Genomic DNA, 16,804 nt, shown 5'->3' with positions numbered 1-16,804 from the left:
GCAAACGTCTCACATTTTGCGGAGATTGATAGATGACTTCGACGAACGCGCTCGAGCATCGCAACGAAGGCGCGTCCATGCGAGCCGGCTTGCAAGACGGGGTGCGCGCGATGAAGGTCGGCCGCATCCCGGTACCTGAGTTGCTACCCGGCACCGTGATCGTCAAGGTGGCGAGCGTCGGTATCTGCGGCAGCGATCTGCACGCTTACCGGAACGTCGACGTTCATCAAAGCTTTCCGAACGGCCACGAACTGAGCGGCACCGCGGTCGAGATCGGCGAGGGCGTGACGAGCGTGCGCGTCGGCCAGCGCGTGACGATCGACATGGTGATGGGCACCGCGTGCGGCAAATGCGAGTACTGCAAGCTCGGCGCGCCGATTCACTGCCGCGCGCGCGAATTTCCGTTCGGCGGCGGCTTTGCCGAATACGTGCGCACCAAGGAATCGGGCGTGTTCCCGCTGCCCGATGCCGTCGACGATCAGCTCGGCGCCATCGTCGAGCCGGTGGCGGTCGGCATCCACGGGTGCCGCAAGATGCCGATTGCGCGCGGCTCGGTCGGCGTCGTGATCGGCGCGGGCACGATCGGCCTCGCGGCACTCGCCGCGGCGCTGGACGCTGGCAGTGAAAATGTCTACGTGGTCGCAAGACACGCGGCTCAGGCGCGCGCGGCGCTGGCGATGGGCGCCACCGCGATCCTGCCGGCCGATCGCGCCGAAGCGCTCGGCATGGTCGAACAGGCAACCGGCGGATTGGGCGCGCACTACGCGATCGAAGCGGTCGGTGGAACGGCCGACACGTTCGACTTCGCCTGTCAGTTCGTGCGCCCGCTCGGCCACGTGTGCGTGCTCGGTGCCTTCGATCACGGCTTCAGGAACATCGAAATCATCAAACCGCACATCAAGGAACTGACGATTCATCTGCCGAACTGCTACGGCTATATCGACGGTCAGCACGACTTCGCGCTTGCGATCGATCTGCTGGCGCGCAAGGGCGATACGTTGCGCGCCATGATCACGCACGACCTGAGCCTCGACGACGTCGACGAGGCCTTTCGGCTGGCCAGCGACAAAAGTTCGGACTCCATCAAGGTGCAGATGCATACCTGAAGATGTAAGCGGTCTCGCGCAATGCAGTGAACATCGGTCATAACTGGAAGCTGTGCCGTCCAATACGAGGAGGCAACATGGCGAAGGAAGACAATGCTCTCAGCATCGATGAAATTCGCGATAAGCGGCGTTGCCGTCTACTTCGAGGACTGAACATCAAAGAAAGCGTTGGCGTCGAGATAGGCCCGCTGTGCTGGCCTCTAGTGCGACGCAGCGACGGCGGCGAGATTATCTACGTCGATCATACGGACACGCCTCACCTGCGTCAGAAGTACAAGGACGATCCTCATGTGAAGGTTGATGAAATCGTCGATGTCAACGCGATCTGGGGGCGCAATACGCTGCACGAAGCGATCAACGGCCGCTATGTGGATTACGTCGTGGCATCCCATGTTGTCGAACACGTGCCTGATCTGGTGACCTGGCTAAGAGAACTGGCCACGGTCCTCAAACCGACGGGCGAAGTGCGTCTCGTCGTTCCGGATAGACGCTTCACTTTCGATTACCTCCGCCGTGAAAGCCGCCTGCCAGAGGTTCTGGCTAGCTATGTGGCGCGGGCGCGCATACCCCAGTCCTATTCACTACTGGATCACTGCCTGTCCGCGGCGGATGTCTCTGCCGTTGAGGCTTGGGAAAAGCGGCTCGACCCGAATCTGGTCAAGCGGCATCACACACCGCACGGCGCGCTGCATCTCGCTCGCGACGCACATGAAAACGGCAATTATCACGACGTCCATTGCTGGGTTTTCACGCCGCGCTCGTTCTCGAAACTGCTCGCTGATCTTTGCGAGATGGAACTGCTCGATTTTGCGTGTGAGAATTTTTGCGACACGCAGCGCAATGACATCGAGTTTTCCGTCGTATTGAGACGTTCGCGCGATCGCGATTATATTGCGGAGAGTTGGCGGCGAGTGGAGCACGCCGCGAGCGGCATGGCACCGGGCGTGCCATTCTGGCGTACCCATCGCAAGCTCGAGGAATTGCGCAACCGGCAGGACGTGAACCAGCGCCCACCGCGCATATCCGGAGAACGCAGCGAGCTCGACCCCGACGAACCGCTCGGGCTGCCGCCGAATTTCGATCCTCGCGAATATCTCGCCGTCAACCCGGACGTCGCCGCGGCGGCCGTTGATCCGGGCGCGCATTACCAGCATTTTGGGTGGAAAGAGGGGCGCCCGCTGCGCCCGCCATTGCGCATCTAGGCTGCCTCGGCTCTGACGGCCGTTGCGATGAGGTAACGGTCCCGACGGCTATCACTCGCCGCGAACCAGGACTTTTACGGACTATTTGGAATCTGCACCGTCCAGTTCGGCGCAACCTTAAGGGTGTAGCCCGTGTCGTTTGGCGTAATGCTCCATATAGGCCATTCAGATGCGGGAAATCGCGTGCAGAACGATGAGCGTCGGAAGCAGTATCCATTGAATATTCGTCACGTTTAGCAGGGTCTCGCCCGTCCTGCGGAACCAGTAAAGGCGCGAGCGCAAGAAGTGCGGTGACGGGACGCGAGAAGGAATGTTAAAACAGACGAGTCAGAAATTTACGGCCGACTCGGACCCTCGAGTCGGCCGTTTTCAGTCGGAATAATGGTCTTACCCTAGGAGGAATGGCACTTACTTAAGCCTACATGGAGGAGAAGACGCGGGTAAGTGCTTGAAGAGAAAGGGAGGGGGCTGATCCAGGGATTGATACGATGGTTGTTACCAGGCAAACACCGTCTCATTCCAAAGATCAGCCCCCATGGATCGTAATGCACGAAGTCATCACAGGCAAACACGAAGCAGGGTTCAAAGCCGGGCGTGCAGGGCCCAGGCGGTAGACTACTTCAACATACTGACGAGCCCGGGGCTGTTGGGCATAACGGAAGCGTATTTGCCAGAACATCGGGAACGGCTGTATCCGCCGACGGTGACACTGTCGATGTTCATGCGCCAGGCGCTGGAAGAGGACGCCTCCTGTCAGAAGGCAGTCAACGGGTGGGCGGCGCAGCGAGCTGCCGACGGGCTGCGGCCCATGAGTGTGCGTACGGGAGGCTACTGCCGCGCTCGCCAGAGACTGCCGCTGACGATGGTGCGGGAGTTGGCGCGCGAGACGGGGCGCCAACTGCATGAGCAGGCCGAGGCTGCCTGGAAGTGGCGCGGGCGCCCGGTCAAGCTGGTTGACGGCACCGGGATCTCGATGCCCGATACGCCGTCGAACCAGGCCCGTTTCCCGCAGTCCAGTGCTCAGGCCGAAGGAGTGGGCTTTCCATTGGCCTATCTGGTTGCGGTGATCTGTCTGGCAAGCGGCGCAGTACTGGAGTCGGCGGTCGGAACTTACGCGGGCAAAGGCAGCGGGGAGCTGACGGCGTTTCGCATGCTGCAAGGCACGTTTCGCAAAGGTGACATGATCGTCGCCGATGCCTTGTACTGCCACTACTTTCTGATGGCCTCAATGATCGCCGCCGGGGTGGACGTCGTGATGGAACAGCATGGGGCACGCCGCACCGACTTTCGGCGAGGCCGGTCCCTGGGCACGCGCGATCACATTGTGACGTGGCCCAAACCCCGGCAGCGTCCTGACTGGATGACGCATGAGCAGTACCAGGCCTTCCCCGATGAGCTGATGGTGCGCGAGTCCAGGCTGCATCACCGGGTGCTGGTCACCACGATGCTTGATGCACGCAAGACCAGCAAACAGGACCTCTCGCAGTTGTACGCCAGGCGCTGGAACGTGGAACTGGATCTACGTAACATCAAGACGACGATGGGCATGGATGTGCTGCATTGCCAGACTGCCCACATGAACGAAAAGGAGATCTGGGTCCATCTGCTGGCCTACAACGTGATTCGGCTGCTGATGGCTCAGGCCGCCAGTCACCATGCCACTGACCCGAGAACACTGAGTTTCAAACACACGGTGCAGTTATGGACTGAATGGCTGGCCAGAGGTCTGACGGCAACTCACAACCAGAGTCTCCTGTTCAACCTGATCACGCAGTCTTGCGTTGGGAGTCGCCCCGGTCGCATCGAACCACGAATGCGCAAACGAAGACCGAAGTCCTACCCATGGCTGAAAGAGCCTCGTCACATCGCACGTGAGCGCGTCCAAAAATATGGGCACGCTCCACGGGCTTAAGTAAGTGCCATTCACCCTAGGAGGGGTGACTTCGCAGCGAGCGCTGCAGCGCTTATCAGGTACGCGGCCCTTTCGCACACGTTCGGATCCGCTGCTGCGTGCCCACGGCGTCACTGCGCTTTAGCAGGCGATACCCCTCGAAATTAAATACTTCCACAGGGGCATAGGCCCCGCTCGCGAGCAGGCAATCTGCACTAGCCTCGAAACTCCAGAGCGGCTGATGTACGAGGATGTAATCTGGGGTGTATTTCGTGAGCCAGGAGTAAAGGTCCTTATGAGCAATATAGTCCGCGTTATAGCGATTTGTCAGACCGAGAATGTCGATGATGTACCGGTCAGAGTACCAACCCACGGTCCCGATTTCGACGCTTGCCACCACCGCATTGCCCGGCGTGTTTGCCTTTATCCATTCGCCGATATTCTTATACACGTCCATCGAGCCGCGCTGGATATTGGATATGCCAAAGCTGTGATAAACGAACCCGCTCGTAGCAAGGAAGAACGCAAGAAACAGCGTAAGAACAACAGCACTCCCTCGGGAACGCTCGTACGTGAAGCTGAGCACCTTCCATGCGCCAACGCCAACGAACAACAAGCCAAAGAAGAAGAACGGCGCGTAGTACCAGTGGTAATTCGGAATATGCAGAAATACATAAAACGAACCCAGCAATACCAGGTAGAGAATGGCGAGCAAGACGATCCTTTGGCGTAGGCTCGTCAGCACGCCAACGAGACCGACCGGCAGCATGAATGCAAGCAGCCGGAGATCTCCCCCGAAGAAAGCGCCCTTCATATACTGCACGTGAAGAAAAATCAGGCCCTCGCCCCACAGCCCCGACTTGCCTTGTCCGAGCTTCGCATTACCGGTAGCTGGAAGAAACGCGCCATAGTAGTAGTAGTTAAATGCGAAATTGGCCGCAAGCAAAATAACCGGCGCAACGAAATACTTAACATGAGGCACCTTTCTGTTCCTGACGAAGAAATCGACGACCAGAACCAAGCCAAGGAACACGCCTTCACTGCGTGTGATGAACAGCAGGCCCAGAACCAGACCGAGGCCGAAGAATTGCTCTCTGCGGTAGAGTATCAACGCGAGAGCGGAGAGGAATAGAAACAGCGACGTCTCCATCCCAAAGGTGTCGTAAAAATAGTTGAAGGAAACAATGATCAGTGCGCACAGCGTCTGTTCGTATTTCCCGCTTGCCAACAGATGTGCTCCCGTGATTGCAGCCGCGCATAGGAACACGAACGACAGAAAGATCGTCGTATATTGCAAATTTCTCGTCAGGACGTTGGCCAAGATCAACAAGTAGGAGTACAACGGCGACGTCAAACCGTTGAAGCGATCGCCTGCATTGTAGGTCAGGCCGTGTCCGTCAAACAGATTGCGCAGATATCGCAGATAAATCAGCGCATCATCGAGCTGAAAGTTGCGCGTCTGCCATGCGAGGTAGCCACCCACAGCAATGGTGATCGCCAGTAGAAGCGCGTTCTCCGAAAGATATTGTCTAAGTCGTTGCATGTTCATTGGCCAAAAATTTCTGTTCACGCGAGTTCGACGGTGGTTCAATTTATGAAATCAATGCATTGCCCGAATCAGGCAAAAACGAACTTCTTGTCGAGCCGATATTTGACTATATAACCAATCACGAGGCCAATCACGCCGCCCGTAAAGCGGGCAGGCTCGGAATGATAGATCGCGTCCGCGCCGAATTCGAAGCCCCAGAAAATCGCCGTAGTTGCGAGCCCCATCACCGTATAGAGCAGAAAACTCTGTATGCCGTGCGACAGATCGCGATGCTGGTATCGAAAGATCCAGAGCTTGTCGAGTAAGAACTTCACCACCAGCCCGCCACCCGTTCCGACGACTACGGACAGCGGCACGCTGAACGCTCCCGAATAGGTGATCAGCGAGAGCTTCTGCAGACCGATATTCGCGGCGATCGAAACTGCCGCGAATATCGCGTAAAAAATCACGAGGCGCGACGCGCTCATGGGAGTTGCCGAGGAGTTCACGAAAGGCACACCAGGTCAGGAAGGTCGAACGAACATTCGCCGCGCCATGCGCTCGCTGGGCGGCGACGGTTGCCGTCGAGCACGGCAGCCCCGTCGCGATGCATGCAGTGCATCACAACGAGAGCCGCTTGAACACGCGGCCAGGAACAGAGCGAATGATCAGCATGATGCCCCACCAGAACCACGGGGTATAAATGACATCCCTACCCTTTTCCACCGCGCGCACGATATCGCCCGCGACCTTGTCCGCGGTAGCAACAAGCGGTCCCGGCAAGGGAAGACCCGCTGTCATTGGCGTCGCGACAAAGCCAGGCTTGATCGTCAGCACATGCGCGCCCGCCTTGAACAGGCGCGCCCTCAGGCCCTCGCAAAACGCGGAGAGCGCTGCTTTTGCACTGCCGTACAGATAGTTCGACTGGCGACCGCGATCGCCGGCCACCGACGAAATGACCGCGATCGTGCCGCGCCGCTGCTGCTCGATCACAGTGGCAAAACGCGTCAGCAACGCGATGATCGATACGGCATTGGTATTGAACTCGCGGACCGCGACGTCGGCATCGTTCTGACAGGCCTGCTGGTCAGGCAGCGTTCCCGGCGCCACCAGCACGATGTCGAGCGCGCCGAACTCGGCCGAACAACGCTGCATCATGGCGGCATGTTCACCGATCTGATCGATGTCCAACTGCTGACACAGCACGTCTTGCGCACCACGTGCCTTGAGGTCGTCGGCAACCTGCTGGAGGCGCTCCATGTTGCGCGCGACGAGAAAGAACCGCGCGCCCTGTTTAGCCCATTGCCGTGCACAGGCAATGGCGATCGCCGAAGTGGCGCCTACGATAACGATGTTTTTCATACTCGAGTGGTTCGTTCCCAAAAGCGTGACAGCAAAGCCGGATCACGCAGCGCTTCGACCTGTTCCCACTGCGGATAGGCAGCGCGAAAATCTTCCCCCGACATATGCGCGTCCTTGGCGGGATACAAACGGCCGCCGCTCTCGCGCACGATCGCATCCAGCCGGTCGAAAAGCTTGCGATTCGATTCCTCGCGCTGCGGGAAGTCGAGCGCGAGCGAGGTGCCTTCGAGCGGAAAAGACAGCAAGCCCGGCGATTTGATGGCGCCGCAGCGCTTCAGCACGGCAAGTATCGACCCCGTGCCGCTGCGGGCAATCGCGTCGAGAATGGCCCGCGTTGCCTCGCGCGCAACGGCCGCCGGGATCACGCATTGATACTGCTGGAAGCCCGAGCGGCCATAGATGCGATTCCATTCAAGCAGGCTGTCGAGCGGATAGAAGTACGAGTCGTAAGTGACCGTCGAGCGAACCGCGTCCGCGCGTTGCCGCCTGTAGTACAACTCGTTGAAGGCGCGCAGGGTCAGGCGGTTGAAAACGGGGATCGGCGACGTGAACGGCACCGTACGCGTCTTGCGGCGTTCGACGTCGAGCCCCCCCTCGGAGGCGTGATCGCCGACCATGAAAATGCCTCTGCCCAACGCGGCATCGCGGCTCTGACAGTCCACCCACGCCACGCTGTACTCATGCAGTTCGTCGAGCCGTTCGGACAGCGCGAAGAACTCGTCGAGGTTGGCAAAGCGGATACTGGTCACGTCGAGCCTGCTCGACCTGATCGGCATCAGCTGGATTTCAGCCCACGCGATCAGCCCGGTCATACCAAGGCCGCCGATCGTCGCGGTGAAGTACTCGGGGTGGAGGTCCGGCGTACATTCGAACTGCGTGCCGTCGCTTCGCAGCAAGCAGAAACGCCGCACATGCCGGCCAAACGTGCCGCGTACATGGTGATTCTTGCCGTGCACGTCGTTGGCGATCGCGCCGCCCAACGTCGCGTACTTCGTCCCCGGCGTGACGGGCAACATCCATCCACGCGGAATCGCCACGTCGAGAATCTGCTCGAGCGTCATGCCCGGTTCAGCGCGCAACACGCCGTTCTGCCAGTCGGCCAGAATCATCCGGTCCAGCGGCAGCGTCTGGACCACGTGCCCCGACGACGCGAGGCAACTGTCGCCGTAACTGCGCCCATTGCCGAAGGCAAGTGTCGTGCGCTGCGTGCCGCCGACACTTCGCCATATCGCCGCGGCCGTATCACGCCAGGCGATCGGATGGGACTCTTGCAGCGCGTACGGATAGCGCCCCCAGGACTGGACTTTCGACATGGCTAGATCGCCATCCAGAACACGGCACCGCATAGGGCCATGATCAGCCAACTGCTCCGGTCCTTTGCCGCGAATATGATCGGGTCGTCATGCATGGAGCCGCGATGCGCGATGATCCACGTGCGGCTCACCCAGTAAAGCAGCAGAGGACAGGCCACCCAGATGTACTGTGGATGCCGATAGAGGCTCGCCGTATTGCCGTCCTGAATATAAAGCGCGAGAACCAGCACGGACAGATAGCCCGAGGCCGCGCCTAGTGACGAAATCAACGGCAGATCGCTCGCGACATAGCCGCGGCCGCGTGACTTCACGAGGCCGCGCTCCTTCAATGCGTGCAGTTCCGCATACCGCTTGACGAGCGCGAGGCTGAGAAAAATGAACATCGAAAACGCGAGCAGCCAGAACGTGAGCCGCGCATCGATCGCGGCGCTTCCGGCGATGATCCGTGTCGTATAGAGCAAGGCCAGCACCACCACGTCCATCATGACTCGCCGCTTCAGATGGAACGAATAGGCCAGCGTGAGTACGTAATATCCAAGCAAAACCAGCGCGAACTGATGAGGCAGGCAGAACCACGCGATCGCGCCGCCCACGACCAGCAGAACGGGACACAGCGCCGCGCCCCAAACCAGCGGCAACGCGCCCGACGCAAGCGGGCGTTTGCGCTTGGTCGGATGATGCCGGTCGTCCTCGAGATCGAGCAGATCGTTCAACAGGTAGACGCTCGACGCACAGACACCGAAGGCAAAAAAAGCGAGGAGCGCGGCAATGACCAGCGCAGCGTCCGACAGTTGATGCGCCGCGAGCAGCGGAACGAAAATCAGCAGATTCTTCAGCCACTGATGCAGTCGCAACGACTTCGCCCACGTTCTCGGCCACGCGGAGCGTTGGTCGATGACGCGCTCGACGTTGCCCTGCTTGCGGGCCGCGCGCTCTACGCCACTCGACGGATTGATCACATAAGCACGCTCGGCCGCGGCCCAGACTGCGACATCGTCGTGCGAATTGCCCGCGTAGTCGAAGCCTTTCTCGCCGAACTCGGCCACGAGCCTGTCGCGCTTGCGATGCGCGGACAGATTGATGTCGCTATGCGTGGCGAAGGTTTTGTCGAATAGCCCAAGATGATCGGCAATCGCCTTCGCGTAGCGTTCATGGCTAGCGGTCGCCAGCACGAGCGACCGCCCGGCGGCCCGTTCTTCCTTCAGCCACTCGATGACCGTGGCGTCGTAGGGCAGGACGGTGACGTCGATATCGGTCGCTTCGGCCAAGCGGGCTTTGAGCCCGGCTTTGCCCCCGCGCAGGAGCCACAGAAGCGGCTCGTAGAACCGATGGGGAGCGGATCGGGTGAAAGCAAATCCGCATTCAATCAGGACGTCCGAGCGAATCAGAGTTCCATCAAGATCGACGACGAGTGGTTTGCTGCTCATTCAGTGAACCGCCGCAGGGCAGAAAAGAGTGTGGAAGGCACATGCGCTGCCGTAGAAATTCGTTCCGGCGCGGTAGCGGGTCAAGTCGAACCACGAGAATCAAAATCCGGACCGCGTAAAGCGGCATCACGCTACCATCTCGCGCCCTCCCCTACAACCCGCTTCCAATTTATTTGTCAACTTATTGCCGACTGATTTAACAACCATGAACCCGCAATATTTGTAACGAAGCAGAATAATCAGTGTACCGGGCTCGACCGCGCAGATAATACCAACATCTCGCATATAGGCCGAATTTGCGCAAACCAAGGTGAATTAAACACTTTCGCAAACTTTTCGGCGATATAGAGAAAGAAAATAACGACTCAGGAAGACAATACGTGTTCATACAGCGATTTATATGCGTTTCCCAACGCTGGCCCAGAAAATAGCCGCTCATATCGCTGCCGCGCCGCCGCTCCCATGCCGCACGCCAGTGCTTCATCCAGCGTCAGCCGGTTAATCGCGGCGATCAGCGGTTCGGGCGCCTCGGGCGGCACGACAAACCCCGTCACCCCATCCTCGTTGACGAACGACGTCCCGGACCCCACCTCACAGCACACCATCGGTTTGCCGAACATCGCGGCTTCGACCAGCACCATCCCGAACGCTTCGGAGCGCAAATGCGAGGGCAGCACCATCGCGCGACAGCCCTCGAGCAGCGCAACCTTTTCCTCATGCGTGACCTGCCCGGCAAACACGACGTTGGTCGCGCCATGCTGCCGCGCCAAGGCGGCGAGCCGCTCGCGCTCCGGCCCCGAGCCAGCGACGACGATTTTCGCCTGCACATGCCGGGCGGCCTCGACGAGCGTATGCAGTCCCTTGTAGTAGCGCAACACGCCGAGCGCCAGAAAATACGGTTCGCCCGGCGCCAGGCCGAGCCGGCTCTCGAGCTTGCGCCGCGCGTCGAGCGGCTGCGGCTCGTCGCGATAGTCGATGATGCCGAGCGGAATCGTCTTCAAACGCTCCTTCGACACGCACGCGGCAAGCGTCTCACTGGTCCGCGCATAAGCCGCCGACGTCGCGACCACCGCGGACATGCTGCGCAGCGTGCGCCGCATCAGCGGCCCATAGACGGCGCCGAGCAGCTTCTGCCGCACGATGTCGGAGTGGTAAGTCATCACCGTCGGTTTGCTGGTGCGTCCGAGCAGATGCAATACGTCGGCGAACGGCCACGGAAAGTGGAAATGCACGACGTCGGCCCAGGCGGCCAGCTCGCGATACCTGATCACCGAGCACGGCCCGCCGAGATCGCACGATGCCGGCGCCGCCCACGATTTCTCGCGGATCACCTGCCCTTCCGGGCGTTCGACGACGGTCGGCGTCGGGCTCGGCGACAGCGTCAGAATGCGCGGTTCGACGCCGCGCTCGCGCGTCGCTAGCGCAATCTGGCGGATCGCTTCCTGCAGGCCGCCGGGCGGGTCCGGGAAGTACGTGCGGTACACATGAACGACCCTCACGTGCGCACCTCCGCGCCGTGTGGCCGCGCGCTGCCGCCGCCCGCCTGCGGGAAGTGGAAGGTGATCGCCAACATCTTGTCCAGCCGCGCTTCCCACGTGTTCTCGCCAACCGCCGCGCGCGCTTCCTCCGCGCTCAGCTTGCCGCGTGCAAGCTGCCTCTCGATCGCCGCGATGAACGCGTCGGCATCGCTGCCCACTTCGAGCCCCGCGCGCGGTTCCTTCGCGAAATCGAGCGGCGTCGATACAACCGGCAGACCGGCCGCGAGATATTCGTAGAACTTCATCGGAAACATCGAGTGCGTGTATTCGTTGATCAGCGTCGGCAACACACCGACCCGCATGCCGCGCAAATACTGCGGCAGCACGCGATACGGCCGGTAGCCGAGCAGATGCACGTTCGGCAGACGCTTGAGCTGCGCGAGCAGGTCGCTGCGCTGCCCTTCGCGCTCCTCGCCGATGATCACCCATTGCCACTGCGGCCGCGCCTGCGCGGTTTGCAGCAGCAACGGCAGATCGACCTTGAAGTCCGACAGCACGCCGTGATACACGAGCCGCGGCTCGTCGATCGCGGCGAGCTCGGCGGGCAGCGGGCCGTCCGCGCGCGCCGCGCCGAAGTGCGCTTCATCGACGACGTTGCCGAAGAAATGCGTATTGGGGTTAAACGGCAGGCACACGTCCTTCAGCGACTGCGCAGTCGTGAATACCGCCTCGCAGCGCCCGAGCAGGTCCTGCTGGGCAGTGCGGAACGCGTCGACGTCGACGCCCGGAATCGCCGCGATATCGTCGACGCAGTGGTAGACCAGGGTCCCGCGCGGCAGCGTCGCGATCGCATCGAGCATGTACGGGTGGTACGTCCACACGACCGGCTTGACGTAGCGATGCAACCTCGCGAAGCGGTTCACCGAAAAACGCAGCATCGCCTGATTCAGCGAGCGCACGAACGGCAGATGATGCCCGGCCGGCACCATCAGCGGCGACAGCACCCAGATGTTGTCGGCACGGCGCGGCGGGCCGAGCACGAGCGACTGCACGCCGCGCCACAGACGTCGCCACAGGCGCGACCAGTCGCGGCCGCTGGCCACTTTCGGCGAGCGGAAGCCAACGCTTTCCACATACAGAATCCGCCAGCCGCGCGCGGCGAGGATGCTCGCCGTGTGCTGCTTGTTGGTCCAGTACGGCTCGTCCCAGTCGGCGGTCGAAAACAGCACGCAGTCTTGCGGGGCAAGCACGGGGTTCTTGCCGTCAGCCAACGAACACCTCGACCGGTCGGCCGCGCAGGCTGTCGACGATGCGTCGTGAGGCCAGTCCGTCGCCGTACGGATTCGCGCGATCGCGCAGCGCCGCGCGCCGCGCGGGATCGTCGAGCCAGCCGATCACCGCGCTTTCGATGCTCGCCGCACTTTGGCCCGCGAGCGTCGCGAAACCCGCGTCGACGCCTTCGCGGCGCTCGGTGTGATTGCGCATCACGACGACCGGCACGCCGAAGGTTGGCGCTTCTTCCTGGATGCCGCCCGAATCGCTGACCACGACGGCGCTGCCGCTGATCAGATGAAGGCTGGTCGGATAGTCGACCGGCTCGATCAGCGCGAGATTCGGGATGCCATCGAGCTCGCGATGCACGGGCCCGCGCACGGCCGGGTTCAGATGCACGGGAAACACCCAGCGGTAATCGCTATAGCGCTGACACAGATCGCGCAGCACGCGGCAGATATCCTGCAGCACGTCGCCGAAATTCTCGCGCCGATGGCACGTGACGAGCACGTGCTGCTGCGCGCCATGCCATGCGGGCAGCGGACTCGCCGGCGGCGTGACGCTCCAGCTCGCGCGCACTTCGCCGATCGCATCGACGACCGTGTTGCCGGTCACGACGATCTTCTCTGGCGCGACGCCTTCGCTGAGCAGGCTGTCGCGCGCGCGCGAGGTCGGCGCGAAATGCAGCGTCGCGATGCGGCCGAGCAGGCTGCGGTTCGCTTCCTCGGGAAACGGACTCGCCAGATCGCCGGTGCGCAGCCCCGCCTCGACGTGACCGACGCGGATGCCGCGCTGGAATGCCGCGAAGCCCGCGCAGAACGCGGTCGTCGTGTCGCCCTGCACGATCACCCAATCGGGACGTGTTTCGTCGAGCGCGCGATCGAGCGCGGCGATCAGGCGCGACGCGAGCGCATTCAGCGATTGACCCGGGTGCATCGTTTCGAGCGTGATGTCCGGTTCGATGCCGAAGAATTCGAGCGCCTGCGCGGCCATGTCCCTATGCTGCCCGCTCGCGCAGACGATCGTGTCGAACTCGCTGCGCAGCGCTCGCACGAGCGGTGCGAGCTTGATGACCTCGGGCCGCGTGCCCATCACCACCATGACTTTCATTGCAGTGCTTTCCCCGTCTCTACCTTGGTATGAGCGCCCCGGAACTCGACGCCGAGCGCGAGCGGCGTCGTGTCGGCGAAGGGCGTGACGACGCGAAAGACGCCGTCGTGTTCGACGATCTGCGCGAGCGAGCGCAAGCGCAGGAAATCGAGCGCGGCTTCCTCGTGCAGGAACAGCGGCCGTTGGGCCTTGCCGCGCATGTAGGCGATCAACTGCTCGTGCGCGTCGATGCGCGCCGCCTCGTCGGTCCAGCCGTACGCGTAGCGCTCGGAGAACGGATGGTCGAGATAGCCGAACAGCGTGTTGGTCGCGTACGCGGTGTCGAAGGCCTGCTTGAAGATCGCGAGCGGATCGCCCTCTTTCAGCATGCAGTCGCCGTGCAGCATGCACTGTTGGCTGTGACCGACGAAGCCCGCCGGCAAACCGGCCAACGCGCCGCCGCGTGCGCTCAGAAACTCCGGATCGTTGCGGATGATGCCGCCGATGCAGCCCGCGTAGCCCGCGTCGATCAGGCCGCGCATCGCGTACGGCGGCGACTGGTGAAACGGCGACACCGCGTAGCGCACCGGCACGCCGGTCGCGCGTTCGAGCAGTTCGGCCGATTGCACGCCTTCCGCGATCGCGGTGTCGTAGCTGCCGCCCCAGTTCGGCGAGTGCGTCGCCGTGTGCGACAGCACCGCGCCCTGCTGCCGGTCGGCAAGCAGTTCGCGCAGGATGTCGTGCTGGCCGCCGCGTTGCAGGTTCTGCGTATGCACGGCGAGCGTGAACGGCACGCCGAGACGCCGGTACGCGTGCCACAACGGGCGCGCCGATTCGACGTCCTCGTCGCAATCGAGCCGCGACGTGATCGCCGCGTCGTAACCCCACGGGAGTTCGCTCAGCACCGGCTGACACGGCCGCGCATCGGCCCGGTAGCCCGACAGAAACTGCTCGACGAGGCGCCATTCGAACGAATCGCACGGGCCGACCGGCCGGTTGAACCACAGCACGGCCGATGCGCCCGCATCCCACAGCGCCGCGTACGCGAACTGTCGCTCGCCGTTCACGACGACCGCGGCCAGCTCCGCTTCGGCCGGCACTTCGGGCGCCTGCGCGAGCGCCCAGATCGAGCCGTCGGCGCGAATCGCGCCGTAGCCGAGGTTGTTCCATTCGTCGGCGAAATCGAAGCGCTCGAACGGGCGATGCCATGGCGCGCCGCCGAGTGTCTGCGCGAGCGCGCCGTAGCGCACCGCCGCCGCGCTTTCGCGCGACTCGCCCGAAGGCGCCATTGCACTGCGGCTCGCTTGCGAGAGGTCGGCGGGCAACGCCGCGGGCCGATAACGCAGATAGTGCGCGAGCGCGATCGGCATATGGCCGAACACGATCAGCTTGCGCGGCCGCGCCTGCACGAACGCGATCAGGTCGGCGCTCCACGCATCGGGCGCGTCGACTGCGACCATGACGTCGGGCGCGATCTCGTGCAGCATGTTGCGCGTGATCGCCTGGGCCTGGGTCACGCTGACCGAGCGCCGCAGCGCCGCCAGCACGTGTTGGCCGGCGTCGGCGCGGGCGTCGGGATACGCGACGCCGATCATGCGCTCACCACGTGACGGAATTTGGCGCGACTGCCCACGCGCACGAAATCGTCGTGACCGACGTAGGCGATCGTGAACGCGTCCTGCCAGAAGTGGCGCAGCTTCGCGGTGGTGTCCTCCGCGTTCGCGTGCGGTTCGAGCACGATGCGCAAAGTGGGCGGCGTCGTGCGCAGATCGATCTGGAATTCCTGGATGCCGCCGACGCGGTGATCGAGCATGTCCTGGATGTGGTGCGTCGGATGCGCGACGCCGTTGATCGGCACGACGTCGTGAATCCGGCCGACCACGTCGGTCAGGAAAAAGCCCTTCTCCGTCTTCTGCACGCGCGCGAGGTCGCCGGTCGTGTAGCGGATCAAGGGCATGAGCCGGTTGCGGAACCCGGTGAACACGAGCTCGTGCGCGCCGTCGGGGTTGTCCGGCGCAACGCGGCTTTCCGGCCAGCCTTCCGATTCGAGGATCTGGAAGCCGCCTTCGTGACCGTCGAGCTCATAGGCCATCACACCGAGCTCGGCGAGGCCGTAGCGGTCGATCACGCGACAGCGCAACGCCTTCGCGATCATCTCGCGCGCATGCGGCTCGAGCAGCTCGCCACTCGACTCGAACACCTGGAACGCGTTGCCGCCGCCGTACTTGCGCTCGACATAGCAGGCGAGCGCGTACATCGTCGACGGATGCGAGTGCGCGAGATATGGGCGGCGGCGCTTCAGCGTGCACCACATTTCCTCGAGGCCGTGATCGTCGATGCGGTCGAAGAAGACATTGCTGCGATTCATCGCGAAGCATTTGAAGTCTTCGCGCGACGGCCAGTCGGGCACGACCTGATCCGGGAAACGGCACGCGAAGTGCAACTCCGAGCGATGGCGCAGCTTGCCGATCCGCTCGCGGCAATAGTTGGTGACCGCCGACGAATAATCGGCGCCTTCCTGGTCGTAGTAAATCGTCGTGGAGAGGCCGGTCGAGCCGCCGGTCTTGCACGCGTGGTGCTTGCCGGCCTCGAGCGGTCCCGACAGGAGACGCGGACCCTGCTCGCGGATGATGTCCTTGGTCAGATACGGCAGTTCTTCGAGGTAGCGCGGGTCGTTCCTGACCTTGGCGGGATCGAACTGCTTCGCCTGGAACAGGTCGCGATAGTAAGGCACCTTCGCGCCGGCGAATTCGAGCGTGGCGACGAGCCGTTCGAGCGCGATGCGGCGGCGATGCGGCATCGGCAGCGAATAGTGCTCGCGCAGCTCGCGGATTTTCGGGCGCACGTTGCGCTTTTCGGCGTTCTCCGCAATCGGATACGCGATATAGCCGCCCGCGAAACCCTTCAGCGTGCGAAACGGCTGACGCACCAGCAGGGATTCGGAGTAGCGCAGAAACGGGTGATTAGCTCGCATCAAATTCGAACCTTGTTACGCCTCGGGATTGGCCACGAGGGTGTTGCTGAACTGCGGGACTGGCTTGCGCCGGGGCGCGGTTTAGCCGATGAGCCGATGGATTTGCCTGCTGCCGTCGCGCCGCGCAGCTCGCGCGTCGGCGCACATGCGGCAGGCGCGGCA

The 16,804-nt window shown here is 62.3% G+C and carries 13 protein-coding genes; 3 read left to right on the top strand and 10 right to left on the bottom strand.

Annotated elements, in window-relative coordinates; genetic code table 11:
- Nucleotides 1-32: 32 nt before the first annotated feature.
- From OKW27_RS32220 to OKW27_RS32210, 3 genes are all read left to right on the top strand, one after another.
- A complete protein-coding gene (locus OKW27_RS32220; protein WP_429335853.1) occupies nucleotides 33-1,106 on the top strand; it encodes a zinc-dependent alcohol dehydrogenase in 1,074 nt (357 codons plus the stop codon).
- A 77-nt stretch (nucleotides 1,107-1,183) separates the two neighbouring features.
- Nucleotides 1,184-2,308: a methyltransferase domain-containing protein gene (locus OKW27_RS32215; protein WP_429335852.1), complete on the top strand. Its 1,125-nt coding sequence runs from the start codon at nucleotides 1,184-1,186 to the stop codon at nucleotides 2,306-2,308.
- 535 nt (nucleotides 2,309-2,843) lie between these two features.
- Complete coding sequence (locus tag OKW27_RS32210; protein ID WP_429335851.1) at nucleotides 2,844-4,220, top strand: IS4 family transposase; 1,377 nt, start codon at nucleotides 2,844-2,846, stop codon at nucleotides 4,218-4,220.
- A gap of 55 nt (nucleotides 4,221-4,275) precedes the next feature.
- Here the strand turns inward: OKW27_RS32210 and OKW27_RS32205 are convergent, their stop codons facing one another.
- From OKW27_RS32205 to OKW27_RS32160, 10 genes are all read right to left on the bottom strand, one after another.
- Entirely contained in the window at nucleotides 4,276-5,742 is a 1,467-nt protein-coding gene (locus OKW27_RS32205; RefSeq protein WP_429335850.1) for a hypothetical protein, read from the bottom strand.
- Nucleotides 5,743-5,816: 74 nt separating this feature from the next.
- Nucleotides 5,817-6,215: a GtrA family protein gene (locus OKW27_RS32200; protein ID WP_184038521.1), complete on the bottom strand. Its 399-nt coding sequence runs from the start codon at nucleotides 6,213-6,215 to the stop codon at nucleotides 5,817-5,819.
- Between the two features lie 133 nt (nucleotides 6,216-6,348).
- Complete coding sequence (locus tag OKW27_RS32195) at nucleotides 6,349-7,089, bottom strand: SDR family oxidoreductase (RefSeq protein ID WP_090803305.1); 741 nt, start codon at nucleotides 7,087-7,089, stop codon at nucleotides 6,349-6,351.
- A complete protein-coding gene (locus OKW27_RS32190) occupies nucleotides 7,086-8,402 on the bottom strand; it encodes an FAD-binding oxidoreductase (protein WP_429335849.1) in 1,317 nt (438 codons plus the stop codon). Before OKW27_RS32190 ends, OKW27_RS32195 begins: the two co-directional genes overlap by 4 nt.
- Before the next feature lie 2 nt (nucleotides 8,403-8,404).
- Nucleotides 8,405-9,829 (bottom strand): UbiA family prenyltransferase, encoded by a 1,425-nt coding sequence (locus tag OKW27_RS32185; RefSeq protein ID WP_187611844.1) that lies wholly within the window; start codon nucleotides 9,827-9,829, stop codon nucleotides 8,405-8,407.
- Between the two features lie 365 nt (nucleotides 9,830-10,194).
- A complete protein-coding gene (locus OKW27_RS32180; RefSeq protein WP_429335848.1) occupies nucleotides 10,195-11,328 on the bottom strand; it encodes a glycosyltransferase in 1,134 nt (377 codons plus the stop codon).
- On the bottom strand, nucleotides 11,325-12,578 hold the full coding sequence (locus OKW27_RS32175) for a glycosyltransferase (protein ID WP_429335847.1): 1,254 nt from the start codon (nucleotides 12,576-12,578) through the stop codon (nucleotides 11,325-11,327). The genes OKW27_RS32180 and OKW27_RS32175 overlap by 4 nt, the downstream gene beginning before the upstream one ends.
- On the bottom strand, nucleotides 12,571-13,689 hold the full coding sequence (gene wecB / locus OKW27_RS32170; RefSeq protein WP_429335846.1) for a non-hydrolyzing UDP-N-acetylglucosamine 2-epimerase: 1,119 nt from the start codon (nucleotides 13,687-13,689) through the stop codon (nucleotides 12,571-12,573). Before wecB ends, OKW27_RS32175 begins: the two co-directional genes overlap by 8 nt.
- A complete protein-coding gene (locus tag OKW27_RS32165; protein WP_429335845.1) occupies nucleotides 13,686-15,263 on the bottom strand; it encodes a polysaccharide deacetylase in 1,578 nt (525 codons plus the stop codon). Before OKW27_RS32165 ends, wecB begins: the two co-directional genes overlap by 4 nt.
- A complete protein-coding gene (locus OKW27_RS32160) occupies nucleotides 15,260-16,642 on the bottom strand; it encodes a phenylacetate--CoA ligase family protein (protein WP_429335844.1) in 1,383 nt (460 codons plus the stop codon). Before OKW27_RS32160 ends, OKW27_RS32165 begins: the two co-directional genes overlap by 4 nt.
- Nucleotides 16,643-16,804: the final 162 nt, after the last annotated feature.

This window comes from Paraburkholderia sp. 35.1, from assembly GCF_050436525.1.
Lineage (GTDB): Bacteria > Pseudomonadota > Gammaproteobacteria > Burkholderiales > Burkholderiaceae > Paraburkholderia > Paraburkholderia tuberum.
Note: the sequence above shows the minus strand (reverse complement) of the source record. Positions and strands in the feature narration are given on the sequence as shown.